Below are 16,398 nucleotides of genomic sequence, written 5' to 3'. Positions count from 1 at the left end.
TCAGCGCGGGCACGACCGACATCCGGTCCGAGGCGCTCGCAGCGGGACCGGCGCCCCGGCCTCGCGCTGACATCGACCCAATGACGGGGCCGCCGCGATCACGCCGCGTCGGCCGCCTGCAACGCGACGACCTTGCCGCGATTGAGGATGCCGCCCGGGTCGAGCGTGCGCTTGAGCGTGCGCATCAGCTCGATCTCGATGGCCGAGCGCGAGATCGGCAGGCGCGCGCATTTTTCGGTGCCGATGCCGTGCTCGGCGGAGATCGAGCCGCCGATCGCCTGCAGCGGCAGGTAGACGTCATCGTCGGCCAGCTTGTGCAGGCCCTCGCCTTCGGTGCCCGGGTGCACGAACAGATGCAGGTTGCCGTCGCCGATGTGGCCGATGACGTTGCAGATGCTGTCGGGCCAGCGCGCTTTCAACCGCTGCTGCACCTCGCGAATGTAGGCGTCCATGTCGCGGATCGGCAGGCTGACGTCGTACAGGAAGATCGGCTTGTGCTCGTACAGCGCCTGGAAGTTTTCGCGGATTTCCCACAGGGCGCGGCGCTCGGTCTCCGAGCCGGGGATCACGACGTCGGCGGCGATCTGCTGTTCCAGCGCCTGCTCCATCGTCGCCAGAAAGCCTTCCTGATCGGCCTCGGGCTGTGCGCCTTCGGCTTCGAGCATCACGTAGAAGGCGTGATCACGGCCCATCGGCGCGCGGTGAAAACCGGGCGCGGTGACAGTGTGGAAATACTGCCCCCACATCACCTCGAACGCGCACAGCTTGCCGCCAAGAGATTTCTGCACATGCCTCAACAACGAAGTGACCTGGGCGAAACTGTCGAGCGCGAGCATGGCGCTGTTGCGGCTGCTCGGTGCCTCTTCGAGTTGCACGATGACCCGCGTGACGATGCCCAGGGTGCCTTCGCTGCCGATGAACAAATGCTTCAGGTCGTACCCGGCATTGTTCTTCAGCATGCGGTTCATCGACGACACGATGCGGCCGTCGGCCAGCACCGCCTCCAGGCCGAGCACCCGCTGCCGCATCATGCCGTAGCGGATCACGTTGATGCCGCCGGCATTGGTCGCGACATTGCCGCCGATCGTGCAGGAACCGCGCGCGCCCAGATCCAGCGGAAAATACAGGCCCTGCTCGCGCACCGTCTCCTGCAGCTTCTGCAGCGCCACGCCGGCCTGGACCGTCGCCGTGCGGCCGATGCTGTCGATCTCCTCGATCGCGTTCATCCGCTCCAGCGACACGATCACGTCGCGCGAATCGCTGATCGCGCCTTCGACGCAGCCGGTCAGGCCGCCGTGCGTGACCACGCTCTGTCCGCGTTCGTTGCACAGCTTCAGCACCGCGCTGAGTTCGGCCGTCGTGCGCGGCCGCACCAGCGCTGCGGCCTGCATCGGCGCCGGGTTCCAGTAACTGGTCGCGCGATCGGCGACGCGGCCCGGGTCCAGCACCGCGTCACTGCCCAGCGCGGCGCTCAGTGCGTCGAAGATCGATTGATGTGGCGTCGTCATCTGCCGGCTCCGGCTTCGGGATAAAGGGTCGCGAGCGCGTACACCAGCGCGCGCGGGAAAATCGTGCTGTGGGTTTCGCCGTCGAAGCAACGGAACGCGACGTCCATGTTGCCCGGCGCGCGCAGTCGTTGCGAATAGGCCTCGGTATCCTGAATGCCGGCGACGTTGTTGAAGCCGTTGAGCAGTTCCTCGCTGCCCAGGCTCAGCACCGCACTGCGTCCGGCGACCGCCGCCGACGGCGGCTGTTTCATCAACCACCAGCCGCTGATGCCGATGCCCGGGCTGATCGCGACATAGTGTTTGAACGGCGACGTCGGCTGCGACAGCGCGTAGGCGACAAACGCCCCGCCGGCGGAATGGCCGAGCAGGCCCATGCGCGTTGTGTCGATCGGCAGCGCGGCGAGATGCGGCAACAACTCGTCGACGATGAACGCCAGCAGGTCCGGCGCACGCCCCAGGCGCTGACGCGCGTCCTGGCCGCGCATCGAGAACAGCGAACGGAAGATGCGGCCCAGATCGTCGCCGTAGTCGTAGCCATCGATCGGCGGCGACAATTCCTCGAAGCGGCGAAAACCGAACGCGACCATGCCTTCCGCGCGCGGCGTACCGATGCCGATCACGATCAGCTCCTCGGTCTGCGCTTGCGCCGCCATGCGCGACGCGGTTTCGGCGACGATGCTGAATTCGATATTCGCGTCGAGCACTACCAGCGCCGGATAACGCCGGCTCGGATCGAGCACCGCTGACCGCGGCATCGCGACGAAGATCTCGAAGTCGCGCGACAGCTTCGCCGAATGCAGCCGATAGCGCGTGTCGTCGACGACGGCCTGCGGCGGCTTCGCTGTGAGGCGGCCGAGCAAGGGTGACAAGGCGCGCATCGCGTACATCATCAGCGGCCTGCGCATCGCCAGCACTTCATCACCGTAGTTGAGCCCGGTTGCGATCAGCTGGCGCAGGCCGCAGGCCAGTGATCCGACCAGCACGTCGAGGTCGTCGAGTTCGAAGCGGGTGATCTGCAAACCGGCGCAGGCGTCGGCGATTTCGGCGGCGACCACATTCAGCGGCTTGCCGTCGACACCCTGCGGCGACGTGCACAAAACCAAGCGACGCGCGCCTGCCGAAGCGCGGCCCGCGCCCTTGGCCATCGCCGGCAACGAATCCGGACCGGCGACGATGAAGCGCTGCGCCTGCACCGCCGCTGCCGCCAACCACTGCAGCAGGCAACGGCCCGCTGCCGCATGGCCGAACACGATCGCCGCGCCGCGCTCGCTGCGATAGCGCGCGTCGCAGGCCGCGATCACGGCGTCGACGCGCTGCGCCATCGCCCCGCTATCGATCAGCTCCGACGCCGAGACCGTGATACCGACGACGATCGTCGGCCGCACCTCGCGCGTCTGCGCCATCAGCCGGCTCATTTCGATCACCGAGCCGAGCTGGTCGCCGCCGTCCAGCACCAGCAGCAAGGGATAGCGCTTCCTTTTGTTCTTTTGATAATCCGCCGGCAACGCCACCGTCACCGATCGCGTGCCGACCTGCAGACTCTCGACATCGCTCAGCCGGCACGTCGCCGCCTCTTGCAGCGACAGTTGATAACGCGAAGCCGGTTCGGATTTCATTGAGGCCTGTCAAAAGTCTTAGCTGGCGTGCATGCCGATGACGCCCGCGCGCTGGTGTCGGCATTCCATCTGACCGGCATCATGAGCCTTCTCCTCTTGCCCGCGATACGCCGCTTAATAGTAAATTCGGTGTTTATTAATACATTGTGTATTGCAATATATGGTATCTTTTTTTGCATCGCAAGCCGCCGTGAGCCCGCCCCCAGATGAGCACGAGCAGCAGCATCAAGAAAGTCCGCCTGACGCGCGTCGAGCAGAACGCCGAGCGTTCACGCGAACTGCTGGCATCGGCCTGGGCGGTGTTCTGCGAGAAAGGCTACGAGGCCGTCACCATCGACGACGTCGCCGCGCATGCCGGCTATTCGCGCATGCCGATCTATTCGCTGTTCGGCGACAAGCAGACGCTGTTTTTTGAGCTGTGGACGGTCACGCTGGAAGAAATCAGCAAGCTGCTGCTATCTCAGCTCAAAGCCGGCGGCCCGCTACGCGCCAACATCAAACGGCTCGCCGCCGCCGTCGCCGTTTCGCGGCCCAAGGATCAGTCCAATGCCGGCGAAAGCCTGTTCTTCGTCGTGCAGACCATCGCGCTGAGCCGGCCGGAAATCGAGAAGCGGCTGATATTGCTGTCGCGCAAGATCCTGACGGATTTCGCCGGCATGATCAGCAGCTCGACGCTGGCCAGGGGCGAGAAACTGCGCGCCAGCGCCGACAACATCGCCGCCCACCTGATCGCCCACATCAACGGCCTGTCGACGGTGCGCTTCCAGACCGGCATGGACTACGTGCAGGCACGCGACCTGGAGACGATCTTCCTGGCGATCACGTTCGCGGCGAGCAAGAGCGAGTAGCCGGCTACTGCAGCTGCTGCAGCAGGCCGGCGAGCTTTTGATCGAGCGCGGGCGAGGCGCTGGCCATCGGCGCTCGACAGTGCGCTTGCATCAGCCCGCTGTTTGCCAGCGCGGCCTTGATGCCGGCGGGATTGGGCTCGTCGAACAAGGCCTGGATCAGCGGCCAGAGTCCATGAAACAGTGTGCGCGCCTCGCTGATCCGATCGCCGAGGATCAGCCGATGGATCGCGGTGAATCGCTGCGGGAACAGATGCGCGGACGCGGCGATCGCGCCGACGCCGCCGGCACACAGCGTCGTCAGGATATTGGCGTCCTCGCCCGCAAGAACCTGCAGCGGCGTACGCGTGATCAGGTCCATCGTCAGCGCTGGATTGCCGCCGCAATCCTTGACCGCCTGGATGTTGCGGTGACGCGCGATCTGCTCGAACGTCGCAAAGTCCATCGATACGCCCGTGCGATACGGAATGTTGTACGCGATGATCGGGTCGCTCGCGCGATCGGCCAGGTCCAGAAAGTAGTCGACGATCGCCGCCTGCGACGGCCGCACGTAGTAAGGCGGCGCAATCAGCAGACCGGCGAGGCGCCGGCTGCTCAGCGTCGACAACTGCTGGTGCAGATGCGCTCGATGCGGCCCGCCCAGGCCCATCACGACGGGTGTATCGCCTGCTGCCGCGAGCACCGTGTCGAGCACCGCCAACTGCTCGGACTCGTCCAGCGCGTGCGCCTCGCCGGTCGAACCGCAGACGACGAATCCCGCGATGTCGGGCCGCAGCCTCGCGGTCAGCGAAGACAGCGCCGCGTGATCGACGGCGCCATCGCGTTGGAATGGTGTAACCAGTGGAATCCAGATACCGGCAAAAGAACGCATTTCAAATCCCTTCCATACAAGTGAAGACCGGTCAGACGGTCAGGCTTGCGGATGAGGATTCAGAAACGGTCGATGCAGTTCTCCCCGTCAGCTTGCCTGACGGGGCCACACGCCCCGGTCAGGAGGACGTGAGTTTTTTGTAGTCCGCGCACGGCAGGCGGCTCAGCATCGGCTGGGCGGCTGCGGGGCGATGTGCGGAGCTAGCGACGGACATGCGGCGATTCTACCCAGCCGGATGCCGGCGACACAATCCCGGCCCAACGCAAAAGCCCCCGGAATCCAGGGGCTTTCGTTACCGACGACGAGGCACCAACTCAGTCGAACGGATTGTGCATCACGATGGTGTGCTCGCGATCCGGGCCGGTGGAGATGATCGCGATTTCGGTTTCGGTGACTTCGCGCACGCGCTCCAGGTACTTGCGCGCGGTCTCCGGCAGATCCGCGTATTGGGTGATGCCGTAGGTGCTGGTTTTCCAGCCCGGCAGCTCCTCGTAGATCGGCTCGATCTTGGAGAAGCCCTCGGCACCGATCGGCGGCACTTCCACCGGCTTGCCGTCGAGCTGGTAGCCGACGCAGATGCGGATCACGTCGAGCTCGTCGAGCACGTCGAGCTTGGTCACGCACAGGCCGGTGACGCTGTTGTTGAAGATCGAGCGACGCGCGGCGACCGCGTCGAACCAGCCGCAGCGGCGCGGGCGCTTGGTGACGGTGCCGTATTCCTGGCCCTTGTCGCGGATGTGCTGACCGATGTCGTTTTCCTGCTCGGTCGGGAACGGGCCGCTGCCGACGCGCGTCGCATAGGCCTTGACGATGCCGAGCACGTAGTCGAGGTTGCGCGGGCCGACGCCGCTGCCGGTGGCGGCGCCGCCGGCGGTGGTGTTGCTCGAAGTCACGTACGGATAGGTACCGTGATCGACGTCGAGCAGCGCGCCCTGCGCGCCTTCGAACAGCACGTTGTCACCGCGCTTGATGTGCAGGCGCAGCAGCTCGGTGACGTCCGCCACCATCGGCCGTATCACTTCGGCGTAGCGCAGCAGATCGTCGAGCGTGGTCTGAAAGTCGACCGGCTCTTCCTTGTAGTAATTGACCAGCACGAAGTTGTGGTAGGCCAGCAGCTCGCCGAGCTTGGCGGCGAGCTGGTCGCGATGGAACAGGTCGCCGACGCGCACCGCGCGGCGCGCCACCTTGTCCTCGTAGGCCGGGCCGATGCCCTTGCCGGTGGTGCCGATCTTGTTTTCGCCGCGGGCGATCTCGCGTGCCTTGTCGAGCTTGGCGTGCACCGGCAGCACCAGCGGCGTCGCTTCGGAGATTTTCAGGCGGCCGCGCACCGACGCGCCGGTGGCCTCGACCTTCTCAATCTCCTTGATCAGGTCGGGCAGCGACAGCACCACGCCGTTGCCGATCAGGCAGGCGACGTCGGGCCGCATGATGCCGCTGGGGATCAGGTTCAGCGCGGTCTTGATGCCGTTGATGACCAGCGTGTGGCCGGCGTTGTGACCGCCCTGGAAACGCACGACGGCCTGCGCGCGATCGGTTAAGAGATCGACGACCTTGCCCTTGCCCTCGTCGCCCCACTGGGCGCCGATGATGACCACTGACTTACCCATGGTTCAGCTCCTGGCGCCCAGCGGGGCGAAGCCCGCGTTGTTTTGCGGCCGCGTCGAGACGCGGCCTCATGGCGCCGATGATGACCACTGACTTACCCATGGTTCAGCTCCTGGCGCCCAGCGGGGCGAAGCCCGCGTTGTTTCGCGGCCGCGTCGAGACGCGGCCTCATGGCGCCGATGATCACTACTGATTTACCCATGTGCGTTCTCTACCATCGTTGTGTTACAGCCACACGCGCCACAGCGGCGCAAGGATTCGACGCCTGAAACGCTCAGGCACCGAGTCGGATCAACTCGTTCATGTCGGCGGAAAAGCCGGTCGCCGGACGCGGCCTGCCGAACTCGTGGCCGACGCCATCGTAGCGCCCACCGCGGGCGATTTCGCGGCCGTGGCCGGGCACGAAAGCCGCGAATACCAGGCCGGTGTGGTACTTCAGGCCGCGCAGCTCGGCCAGGTCGACGTGGATCGGCACGTCCGGGAAGCGCCGCTGCAGTTCGGCCGCAGCCTGCTCCAGCGTCGCCAGCGCCTCGGCCATGCCCTCGCCCGCCAGCGTCTGGCGCGCGCGCTCGAGCACGGCGACGTCGCCGTTCAGATCGATCAGCGCCGAGAAGGTCTGCGCCAGGCCGTTGAGGCGCTTGCTGCTGGCGGCGAACTCGGCCAGATCCGGGTGCGACTTGCGCTGCAGGATGTCGAACAGCGCGGCTTCCTCGTCCTCGTCCAGCGCCAGCTTGGCGGCCAGCGAGCGGTAGATGCCGACGTGGCCCAGATCCAGATGCACGCCGCCGACGCCGGCCAGCTGGATCGTCTCCAGCATCAGCTTGAGGATTTCGAAATCCGCCTCGATGCCGGGCTCACCGAACAGCTCGCAGCCGACCTGGCGCGGCGAGCGCGCGCCGCCCTGGCTGTCCGGCGATACGCGCAGCACGGTGCCCAGGTAGCAGAGGCGCACGGAGTCTTCGTCGGCATAGCGGCGCGCCGCGATGCGCGCGGCCTGCGGCGTCATGTCCGCGCGCAGGCCGAGCAGCCGGCCGCTGCTCGGATCGGTGAACTTGAAGATCTGCTGCTCGAGGTCGCTGCCGGCGCCGGTCAGCAGCGCGTCCAGGTGCTCGATCATCGGCGGGAAGATCAGCTCGTAGCGTGCCGCGCGATAGTGGTCGAGCAGCTTGCGGCGCAGGTCCTCGAGTTGCCAGGACACCGGCGGCAGCGCTTCTTCCATGCCATCGGGCAGCATCCAGCGTTTGATGGCCATGATCGGATTGGGTTGCGGTAAAAGTTGGGAATCGGGCGGAGCGCGGGCGGCGTGCCCGGCCTTCGGCGGGCGCTATTGTCCTCGTCCCGGACTGTCATTGCCAGTTACGGCGGCATGACGGCCCGGCGGCGTGAACGCCCGGCTCAGTTGGACTGCAGCACCAGCTGCAGGAAAAGCAGCCCGGCGACCATGCTGACCAGGCCCATCAGGCGCATCCAGCGGTCTTCCAGACTGGCGAAGTTCAGCAGCGACTTGCGAAAGCGCCGCGGTGACAGAAAAGGCATCACGCCCTCGATCACCAACAGCAGCGCCACCGCCCGAACGATCTCTTCCCACACGAGCTGTCGATTCCGCGCTCGATTGCTTAAGGCGCGGAATCTTTCTTGAAGTACTTGAACAGCTCGCCCTCGGGCTGCAGCACCATGATGTCCTTGCCCTTGCCGAAGGCGTCGCGATACACGCCGAGCGAGCGGTAAAAGTTGTAGAACTCCTGGTCCTGGCCGTAGGCCGCGGCGTAGATTTCCGAGGCCTTGGCATCGCCTTCACCGCGCAGTTTTTCGGCGTCGCGATAGGCATTGGCCAGCGAGGTCTGCGCCTCGCGGTCGGCTTCGGCACGGATCTTTTCGGCCTCTTCGGCACCGCGCGCGCGCAGGTCGGATGCGACGCGGGTACGTTCGGCGCGCATGCGCTCGTAGACCGAATCGCTGACGTCCTTGGGCAGATCGACGCGCTTGACGCGCACGTCGACCAGCTTGATACCGAGGTCCTTGACCGCGTCCGCCGCGTTCTTCTGCAGCGACTGCAGGATCTCGTCACGCTCGCCGGACACCACCTGCTGCACCGTGCGCGAGCCGAACTGGTCGCGCAGGCCGCGGTTGATGATGGCCGACAGGCGATCCATCGCCACGATGTCCTGGCCGCCGGTGGAACGGTAGTACGCGGTGGTGTCGGCGATGCGCCACTTCACGTAGTAGTCGACCTCGACGTTCTTCTTCTCGACGGTCAGAAAATTCTCGGTCTGATTGTCGAGCGTCAGAATGCGGCCGTCGAAACGCAGCACGTTCTGGATGAACGGCAGTTTGAAATGCAGGCCGGCCGGATAGTCGGTGCCCTGGATTTCGCCGAACTGGAACAGCACCACACGCTCGCGCTGGTCGACGACAAAGAACGAGCTGACCAGGCCGAGCAGCACCAGCGCCGCGACCGCGATACCCAACATCTGTGAATTCTTCATGTGTTAGCGCCCCCGGTCGCGCGTGCGCGACGGATCGGTCGGCACCGCGGTGCCGTTGCGGCCAGCCAGGCCCTGCGGCATCGAATAGTCCGGCGCCTCGTCGGTCTTGGGCACGGCCTTGAGCAGTTGTTCCAGCGGCAGATACAGCATCTGGTTATTGCCCGGCTTGCTGTCGACCAGCACCTTGCTGCTGCCCGACAGCACCTGGGTCATCGTGTCCAGGTACATGCGGTCACGCGTGACTTTCGGCGCCTTGCGGTATTCGGTCACCAACTGGCTGAAACGCGAGGCATCGCCTTCGGCGCGCGCGACCACCTGGTCGCGGTAGGCCTGGGCTTCTTCCAGCTGACGAGCCGCCGCGCCGCGCGCGCGCGGCAGACGGTCGTTGGCGTAAGCCTCGGCCTCGTTCTTGACGCGCTGCTGATCCTCGCGCGCCTTGATCGCATCGGCGAACGCGGACTGAACCGCTTCCGGCGGCTGCGCCTGCTGCAGGTTCACCTCGGTGACGATCAGGCCGCACTTGTAGGCGTCGAGCCGGTCCTGCAGCAGCTGCTTGGTGCGGTCGGCGACGGCCTGGCGGCCCTCGGTCAGGATGAAGTCCATTTCGCTGCGGCCGACGGTTTCGCGCACCGCGGACTTGGTCGCCTGGCGCAGCGTCATGTCGGGATCGTCCACCGAAAACAGGTACTGCTCGGCGGAGGACACGCGGTACTGCACGGTCAGCTCGACGTCGACGATGTTCTCGTCCTTGGTCAGCATCGTCGCGCGATCGTTGACCTGGCGAACCTGGGTCACGTTGACCAGCTCCTTGGTCTCGATCGGCCACGGCGCATGCCAGCCCCAGCCCGGCGGCGTGGTCTTGCTGTACTCGCCGAAACGCAGCACGACGCCGCGCTCCTGCTCGTCGACCACGTAGAAGCCGGTGAACAGCCACAGCGCCGCGATCACCGCGACGCCCAGGCCGATGGCGCCCTTGGGCAGGCCGGAACCGGAGCCGCCGCCGGAAGCCGGACGCGGACCCTTCTTGCCGCCGAGACGCGCCTTGAGCCGACGCAGCAGCTCGTCGAGATCCGGAGGGCCGTCGCCACCGCGCTTACCGCCGCCAGGCCCCTGATTCCAGGGGTCGCGATTCGGCCCAGGCTCATTCCAAGCCATTGATACTCCAGTGTGGTGTTACGCAGTGATACAAATTAGTAATGCCGTAGATGGGGCCGGCTCTCGGGGTCGCAAGACCCGGGCAGCTCTATAAATGGCTCAAGCGCTATAGGGACCGCGATTCTAGGTTGCGGTTTCCCATTCCTCAAACACGCGTGGCTCGGGAGGCGGTGTCACGCCGGCCGCCACGCACAGACCGCGCAGCCGCTCGTAGGGCAGGCTGACTTTCAGGTGCGCCGCGCCCTCGTCGTCGACGCTCTCGCCGCGCACCGCGCGCAGCTCGAACAGCTGGGCGCGCAGCCGCGCCGCCTGCGGCGGCACCACGATCTCGAAATCCGGCACGCCCGGACGCAGGCGCTCGCCGATCGCGGTCTTCAGCAGGTCCAGGCCGAGGCGATCGCGCGCCGAGACGTAGACGCGCACCGCGACGCCGTCGTCGTCACGCTCGATGCGCGCCGGCTCGTCCTCGCGCAGGTCGATCTTGTTGAACACCTGCAGCCGCGGCACGCCGTCGGCCTCGATCTCGGTCAGCACCTGGTTGACCTGCTCGATGCGCGCCATGCGCTCGCCGTCGCCGGCGTCGATCACGTGCAGCAGCAGGCTGGCCTCGCGCGATTCCTCGAGCGTCGCGCGGAACGCGGCGATCAGGTCGTGCGGCAGGTCGCGGATGAAGCCGACCGTGTCGGCCAGCACCGCCGGCTCGCCTTCGGGCAGGTCGATGCGGCGCACCGTGGTGTCGAGCGTGGCGAACAACTGATTCGAAGCGAAGCTGTCGTCGCCGGTCAAGGCATTGAACAGGCTGGACTTGCCGGCGTTGGTGTAGCCGACCAGCGACACCGTCGGGATTTCGCTGCGACGGCGGCCGGCGCGGTTCTGCGCACGGCGGCTGCGCACTTCCTCGATGCGGCGCTTGAGCGTGTCGATGCGCTCGCTGACCAGTCGTCTGTCGGTTTCGAGCTGGGATTCACCCGGGCCGCGCATGCCGATGCCGCCCTTCTGCCGCTCGAGGTGGGTCCAGCCGCGGACCAGGCGTGTGCGCAGATGATGCAGCTGCGCCAGCTCGACCTGCAGCTTGCCTTCATGCGAGCGCGCACGCGAGGCGAAGATGTCCAGGATCAGGCCGGCGCGATCGAGCACGCGGCACTTCAGGATTTTCTCGAGATTGCGTTCCTGGCTGGGCGACAGGTCGTGATTGAAGATCGCCAGATCCGCCTCGTCGGCCGCGACCGCCGCGGCCACTTCGTCGGCCTTGCCGCTGCCGACGTAGAGGCCGGCGTCGGGCCGCTGGCGCGAGCCGCCGATGATGGCGCGCACGTCGGCTCCGGCCGAGCGGGCCAGGTCTTCGAATTCGCGTTGATCACTGTCGTAGTCGGACGCACCGGCATGGCCGGTGGCCGACTGACTACCCGAACTGCCACCCGAACTGTGGATGTCGAGATGAACCAGGATCGCCTTCTGACGCTGCGGCGATCGGTCAAAAGTGGTGGTTGAAGCCAATGTGCTCGCTACTTATCAAATTACTTCGTGGTATTGCCCGGCATTTCTTCGGCCGGCTCACCCTCGCTGGGGTCATAGACCCGCACCGGGCGTGCCGGCACGATGGTCGAAATCGCATGCTTGTAGACCATCTGGCTGACGCTGTTCTTCAACAGCACCACGAACGAGTCGAAGGATTCGATCTGGCCCTGCAGCTTGATGCCGTTGACCAGATAGATCGAAACCGGGATGCGCTCCTTGCGAAGGGCGTTGAGAAACGGTTCTTGTAACGTATGACCTTTGGACATCGTTGCTTCCTTTATTTTGTTATCCATCCCGACAGCGCCCGAATACCGAGCCCAGCAGCGAGACTTGACAAAAGTCTATCACGCGTTCACGGCATGAAAGCAATCTAGATTGCCTGGATCTGCTGAACCACTTTATCGAGCATCCCGGAATCGTCCGGGTCGAAGCGCAAAGCGGTCTCGTTGCGCAGCCAGGTCAGCTGGCGTTTGGCGAACTGGCGCGTGGCCGCGATGCCCTGCTCCACTGCTTCGCTATATGTGGACTGTCCAAGCAAATGCAACCACAGCTGGCGATAGCCGACCGCACGCAACGACGGCAGCTCCAGATGCAGATCGCTGCGCTCGTACAGCCGCCGCACTTCATCCAGAAAACCCTGCTCCATCATTTGGTGAAAGCGCTGCTCGATGCGCGCATGCAGCCGCGCGCGATCCGGCGATTCCAGTACCACGCTCAGATAAGGCGGCGCGAGTATCGCGGTGCGCGTATCGAAATGCTCGCCCATCGTGCGGCCGCTGAGCTCCACGACTTCGAGCGCGCGCTGGATGCGCTGCTGGTCGTTCGGATGCAGGCGCGCCGCGGTCAGCGGATCGAGCGCGCGCAGGCGCTCGTGCATCGCCGGCCAGCCGATGCGCGCGGCCTCGGCTTCGAGGTGCGCGCGCACTTGCGGATCGGCCGTCGGCAGATCGGACAGGCCGCGGGTCAGCGCGCCGAAATACAGCATGGTGCCGCCGACCAGCAGCGGCATGCGGCCACGCGACTGGATGTCGGCAATCAGCCTTAGCGCGTCGGTTGCAAAGCGCGCGGCGGAATAGGCCTCAAGCGGATCGAGGATGTCGACCAGGTGATGCGGCACTTTGGCCAGCGTCGCCGCGTCGGGCTTGGCCGAGCCGATGTCCATGCCGCGATACACCTGCGCCGAGTCGACGCTGACGATCTCGCAGTCGTAGCGTTCGGCCAGCGCCAGCGACAGCCCGGTCTTGCCCGACGCGGTCGCGCCCATGATCAGTAGCGGCGGCCGCTTCATGTCTGCGAGATCTGACTGCACCCCGCTCCTCCCGAGTAGCCCATGCAATGGGCGTATCGAGGGATCGCGCACAGTGCGCCGGTCCCTCGATACGCCGCGCGGAGCGCGTCTACTCGGGAGGAACGGAGTTCAGTTGAAGATCGCAGAAGCAAGACACTCAACGCCCGCGCAGAAACAGCCGATCCAGCTCGTGCATCTCAAGCTGCACCCAGGTCGGACGGCCGTGGTTGCACTGGTTGGCGAACTCGGTTCGCTCCATGTCGCGCAGCAATGCGTTCATCTCGTGCAGGTTCAAGACGCGATGCGCCTTGATGGCGGCCTTGCAGGCCATCTCGGCGAGCACGCGTTCCTGGGCGTTCAGCACTTCGTCGACATGCGCCTCGCTTTCATCATCGAGCAGGCTGCGCAGCAGCGCTTCCAGGTCGCCACCGGCGAGCAGCGGCGGCACCGCGCGCAATGCGATCGAGGTCGGGCCGACGCGATCGAACTCCAGGCCGAACTGGCGCAGCGCGGCGCGGCGCGCTTCCAGCGTTTCGACCTGATCCTCGGCGAGCCTAAGCATCGTCGGCACCAGCAGCTGCTGCGACGGAATGCTGCCCTCGGCGAGCTGGCGCTTGAGCCGCTCGTAGAGCACGCGCTCGTGCGCGGCATGGGCGTCGACCAGGATCATGCCGCGCTCGTTCTGCGCGAGGATGAAGATGCCATGCAGTTGCGCGATCGCCTGGCCCAGCGGACCTTCGCCGCGCGCCGCCTCGCCCGGCACGCCGAACTTCGGCAGCACCGGCAGCACCGGCAGCGGCGCCGCGCCGTCGTCGCTGGCCGATGGCGTATGCAGCAGCGGCCAGCCGGTGCCGGCGATGCCATTCGAAGGCGATGACTCGGAGATGCCCCAATGCCGCGTCGACGGCGACATCGTTGGCGACATTGTGTAAGCCAGGCGTGACTGGGTGCCAAAAGTCACCGGCGCCGCGGCGGCGCCGAAGTCACTGCCGCCGATGCGGTGATGCTGATCCGGATCGGGCCGCAGGTCTTTCAGCGCACGATGGACGACGCCGAACAGCATTTCGTGCACACGCGCCGAATCGCGAAAACGCACTTCGGTTTTCTGCGGATGCACGTTGACATCGACGCCGCGCGGATCGATTTCCAGATACAGCACGAACGCCGGATAGCGCGTCGAATGCAGCACGTCGGCAAACGCACGGCGCAATGCGGCGCCGAGCAGGCGGTCGCGCACCGCACGGCCATTCACATACAGATACTGCAGATCGGCCTGCGAACGCGAAAAACTCGGCAGCCCGACCCAGCCGTGCAGGCGCATGCCGCCGCGCTCTTCATCGATATGCAAAGCGTTGGCGATGAAGTCCGCGCCGCAGACCTCGCGCACACGCTCTTCGCCATTGGACTGCACGCTCAGCGCGCGCAGATCGAGCACGCGCTTGCCGTTGTTCTTCCAGGCGAACGCCACATCGCGGCGCGCCAGTGCCAGGCGCCGCAGCGCCAGGTCGATATGCCGGAACTCGGTGCTCTCGCTCTTGAGGAACTTGCGCCGCGCCGGTGTGTTGAAGAACAAGTCCAGCACTTCGACGACAGTGCCGCCGGCGAGCGCGGCCGGTTGCGGTTCGCGCTCACGCAGCAGGCCGTCGCCACCGACGCTCCAGGCATGTGCGTCATCGGCGCGGCGCGACGTCAGGCTCATACGCGACACCGACAGGATGCTCGGCAGCGCTTCGCCGCGAAAGCCGAGGCTGGCGACGCCCTCGAGATCGTCGAGGCTCTGGATCTTGCTGGTCGCATGACGTTCCAGTGCCAGTGCGAGTTCTTCACGGGCGATGCCGTGGCCGTCGTCGCGCACCCGGATCAGGCCGAGGCCACCCTGCTCGGCTTCGACCTCGATGCGCGTGGCACCGGCGTCGAGTGCGTTTTCGACCAGTTCCTTGATCACCGCCGCCGGGCGCTCGACGACTTCGCCAGCCTTGATCTGGTTGACCAGGGAATCGGGGAGCAGTCGGATGGGCACGGCGCGGCTCTGCAAGGGGGCAGCGCAAGGATACAGCAGACATAAAAAAGCCCCGGATCGCCGGGGCGTTTTCATCGTCGGTGATCAGTCGACCTGAGGCTTGCTGCGCGCGCTGCGCTTGTTGCTGGCGACCTTCTGCAGGCGCGGCTTTTCTTCGGCGATCTGCGGCTGCTGCTGATGCGGACGATAGCTCTTGAAATAGCCTTGGATACCTTCCAGCACCGAGCGCGCGATCTGGTCGTGATACGCCGGGCTGCCGAGCAGTTTCTCGTCCTGGTCGTTGGTGATGAACGCGGTCTCGACCAGCAGCGAGGGGATGTCCGGCGACTTCAGCACCATGAAGCCGGCCTGCTGCACCACCGGCTTCTGCAGCGGATTGACCTTGGCCAGCGATTGCAGCACGCGGCCACCGACATCGAAGCTGGCTTCCATCGACGAGGCCTGCGACAGATCGATCAGCACCGCGGCGAGTTCGTTGTCCTTGGCGCCGAGATCGAGACCGCCGACCAGATCCGCAGAGTTTTCCTTGTGCGCGAGCCAGCGTGCCTGCTCGTTGGTGGCGCCGCGATCCGACAGCACGTAGACCGCGCTGCCGCGCAGGTTGCGATCCTTGTAGGCATTGCAGTGGATCGACACGAACATGTCGGCCTGCGCCTTGCGCGCACGCACCGTGCGCTCGCGCAGATCGATGAAGTAGTCACCGTCGCGCGTCAGCACCGCCTTCATGCCGGGCTGCTGGTTGATCAGGTTGGCCAGGCGCCGCGCCATGGCCAGCGAGGCATTCTTTTCCTGCAGGCCGCCGCGCCCGATCGCGCCCGGATCTTCGCCGCCATGGCCGGCGTCGACCGCGATCACGATCGGCTTTTCGACGAAGTTGATGCTGGGCGCGAGCTGGATGTCGCCGGCCGGCGGCAGTTTGGAGCGCACCGGCAGGCCCGGCGGCGCCTTGGTCACCGCGACCGCGGCCTGCTCGACCTTGGCCGTCGCAGCCGGCGTCGTCGACATGGAAGCAGGGTTGGAGAAGGCCGCAACGGCCGCGCTGCTTTCGGCACTCGCCGACTCGTTGATTTTGGCGCCGCCGCTGATTTCCTCCAGCGTCGGCGTGCGGCCGTAGAGCTCGACGATCAGGCGGTTGCCGTACTGCTCGTTCGGCGTCATGTCGAAGCTCTTCGGCGTCACGCCGCTGCCGACGTCGAGCACCACGCGCATCGAGCCGTCGTCGCGCGGGCCGGCGCGCAGCTTGCGCACCAGTCCCTTGGCTTGTGCGCGCGCGACGATCGCGGCGCTGGCCTTGCTCAGACCGGCGATGTCGATGACGACGCGGTCCGGATTGGCCAGCGTGAACATCTTGTGCTCGGCGGCCGCGCTCAGATCGAACACCACGCGGGTGCTTTCGGGGCCGTCCCAGACGCGCAGCTCGCGCAGCTCCGCCGCCATCGCCGATGGCAGCAGCAACATCAACAAAAGGAAAACCAACGAGCGCATG

Annotated in this window: 14 protein-coding genes; 1 reads left to right on the top strand and 13 read right to left on the bottom strand. The window is 65.9% G+C overall.

What is annotated here, in order from left to right:
• Window positions 1-98 precede the first annotated feature (98 nt).
• The gene (locus ACQZF9_RS07915; protein ID WP_428312698.1) at window positions 99-1,508 is read right to left on the bottom strand and encodes an FAD-binding oxidoreductase; all 1,410 of its coding nucleotides are present in this window, start codon (window positions 1,506-1,508) and stop codon (window positions 99-101) included.
• The gene (locus ACQZF9_RS07910; protein WP_428312697.1) at window positions 1,505-3,124 is read right to left on the bottom strand and encodes a hypothetical protein; all 1,620 of its coding nucleotides are present in this window, start codon (window positions 3,122-3,124) and stop codon (window positions 1,505-1,507) included. Before ACQZF9_RS07910 ends, ACQZF9_RS07915 begins: the two co-directional genes overlap by 4 nt.
• Before the next feature lie 206 nt (window positions 3,125-3,330).
• Between ACQZF9_RS07910 and ACQZF9_RS07905 the strand changes: the two genes are divergently transcribed.
• The gene (locus ACQZF9_RS07905) at window positions 3,331-3,972 is read left to right on the top strand and encodes a TetR/AcrR family transcriptional regulator (protein WP_428312696.1); all 642 of its coding nucleotides are present in this window, start codon (window positions 3,331-3,333) and stop codon (window positions 3,970-3,972) included.
• Between the two features lie 4 nt (window positions 3,973-3,976).
• Here ACQZF9_RS07905 and ACQZF9_RS07900 read toward each other — a convergent pair whose 3' ends face one another.
• The 11 genes from ACQZF9_RS07900 to ACQZF9_RS07850 form a co-directional block, all read right to left on the bottom strand.
• A complete protein-coding gene (locus tag ACQZF9_RS07900) occupies window positions 3,977-4,840 on the bottom strand; it encodes a dihydrodipicolinate synthase family protein (protein WP_428312695.1) in 864 nt (287 codons plus the stop codon).
• 314 nt (window positions 4,841-5,154) lie between these two features.
• Complete coding sequence (locus tag ACQZF9_RS07895; protein WP_428312694.1) at window positions 5,155-6,447, bottom strand: adenylosuccinate synthase; 1,293 nt, start codon at window positions 6,445-6,447, stop codon at window positions 5,155-5,157.
• Window positions 6,448-6,719: 272 nt separating this feature from the next.
• A complete protein-coding gene (locus tag ACQZF9_RS07890; RefSeq protein WP_428312693.1) occupies window positions 6,720-7,697 on the bottom strand; it encodes an ATP phosphoribosyltransferase regulatory subunit in 978 nt (325 codons plus the stop codon).
• Between the two features lie 143 nt (window positions 7,698-7,840).
• Window positions 7,841-8,035 carry a DUF2065 domain-containing protein gene (locus ACQZF9_RS07885; RefSeq protein WP_428312692.1) on the bottom strand — a complete coding sequence of 65 codons (195 nt, stop codon included), beginning with the start codon at window positions 8,033-8,035 and terminating at the stop codon, window positions 7,841-7,843.
• Window positions 8,036-8,061: 26 nt separating this feature from the next.
• Window positions 8,062-8,931: a protease modulator HflC gene (gene hflC, locus ACQZF9_RS07880; RefSeq protein ID WP_428312691.1), complete on the bottom strand. Its 870-nt coding sequence runs from the start codon at window positions 8,929-8,931 to the stop codon at window positions 8,062-8,064.
• 3 nt (window positions 8,932-8,934) lie between these two features.
• Window positions 8,935-10,086, bottom strand: a complete 1,152-nt coding sequence (gene hflK, locus ACQZF9_RS07875; protein ID WP_428312690.1) for an FtsH protease activity modulator HflK — start codon at window positions 10,084-10,086, stop codon at window positions 8,935-8,937.
• Between the two features lie 123 nt (window positions 10,087-10,209).
• Window positions 10,210-11,583 carry a ribosome rescue GTPase HflX gene (gene hflX / locus ACQZF9_RS07870; RefSeq protein ID WP_428312689.1) on the bottom strand — a complete coding sequence of 458 codons (1,374 nt, stop codon included), beginning with the start codon at window positions 11,581-11,583 and terminating at the stop codon, window positions 10,210-10,212.
• Window positions 11,584-11,603: 20 nt separating this feature from the next.
• On the bottom strand, window positions 11,604-11,870 hold the full coding sequence (hfq, locus tag ACQZF9_RS07865) for an RNA chaperone Hfq (RefSeq protein WP_428312688.1): 267 nt from the start codon (window positions 11,868-11,870) through the stop codon (window positions 11,604-11,606).
• 104 nt (window positions 11,871-11,974) lie between these two features.
• Window positions 11,975-12,892 carry a tRNA (adenosine(37)-N6)-dimethylallyltransferase MiaA gene (miaA, locus tag ACQZF9_RS07860; protein WP_428313390.1) on the bottom strand — a complete coding sequence of 306 codons (918 nt, stop codon included), beginning with the start codon at window positions 12,890-12,892 and terminating at the stop codon, window positions 11,975-11,977.
• Window positions 12,893-13,049: 157 nt separating this feature from the next.
• The gene (gene mutL, locus ACQZF9_RS07855; RefSeq protein WP_428312687.1) at window positions 13,050-14,912 is read right to left on the bottom strand and encodes a DNA mismatch repair endonuclease MutL; all 1,863 of its coding nucleotides are present in this window, start codon (window positions 14,910-14,912) and stop codon (window positions 13,050-13,052) included.
• An 84-nt stretch (window positions 14,913-14,996) separates the two neighbouring features.
• Window positions 14,997-16,397 (bottom strand): N-acetylmuramoyl-L-alanine amidase, encoded by a 1,401-nt coding sequence (locus ACQZF9_RS07850; RefSeq protein WP_428312686.1) that lies wholly within the window; start codon window positions 16,395-16,397, stop codon window positions 14,997-14,999.
• Window position 16,398: the final 1 nt, after the last annotated feature.

This window comes from Hydrocarboniphaga sp., assembly GCF_965279055.1.
Lineage (GTDB): Bacteria > Pseudomonadota > Gammaproteobacteria > Nevskiales > Nevskiaceae > Hydrocarboniphaga.
This window is presented reverse-complemented; position numbering and strand designations above follow the sequence as displayed.

Coding starts and splice junctions, on each gene's coding strand:
- ACQZF9_RS07915 (WP_428312698.1), bottom strand. CDS start 1,508: ATGACGACGCCACATCAATCGATCTTCGACGCACTGAGCGCCGCGCTG.
- ACQZF9_RS07910 (WP_428312697.1), bottom strand. CDS start 3,124: ATGAAATCCGAACCGGCTTCGCGTTATCAACTGTCGCTGCAAGAGGCG.
- ACQZF9_RS07905 (WP_428312696.1), top strand. CDS start 3,331: ATGAGCACGAGCAGCAGCATCAAGAAAGTCCGCCTGACGCGCGTCGAG.
- ACQZF9_RS07900 (WP_428312695.1), bottom strand. CDS start 4,840: ATGCGTTCTTTTGCCGGTATCTGGATTCCACTGGTTACACCATTCCAA.
- ACQZF9_RS07895 (WP_428312694.1), bottom strand. CDS start 6,447: ATGGGTAAGTCAGTGGTCATCATCGGCGCCCAGTGGGGCGACGAGGGC.
- ACQZF9_RS07890 (WP_428312693.1), bottom strand. CDS start 7,697: ATGGCCATCAAACGCTGGATGCTGCCCGATGGCATGGAAGAAGCGCTG.
- hflC (WP_428312691.1), bottom strand. CDS start 8,931: ATGAAGAATTCACAGATGTTGGGTATCGCGGTCGCGGCGCTGGTGCTG.
- hflK (WP_428312690.1), bottom strand. CDS start 10,086: ATGGCTTGGAATGAGCCTGGGCCGAATCGCGACCCCTGGAATCAGGGG.
- hfq (WP_428312688.1), bottom strand. CDS start 11,870: ATGTCCAAAGGTCATACGTTACAAGAACCGTTTCTCAACGCCCTTCGC.
- miaA (WP_428313390.1), bottom strand. CDS start 12,892: ATGAAGCGGCCGCCGCTACTGATCATGGGCGCGACCGCGTCGGGCAAG.
- ACQZF9_RS07850 (WP_428312686.1), bottom strand. CDS start 16,397: ATGCGCTCGTTGGTTTTCCTTTTGTTGATGTTGCTGCTGCCATCGGCG.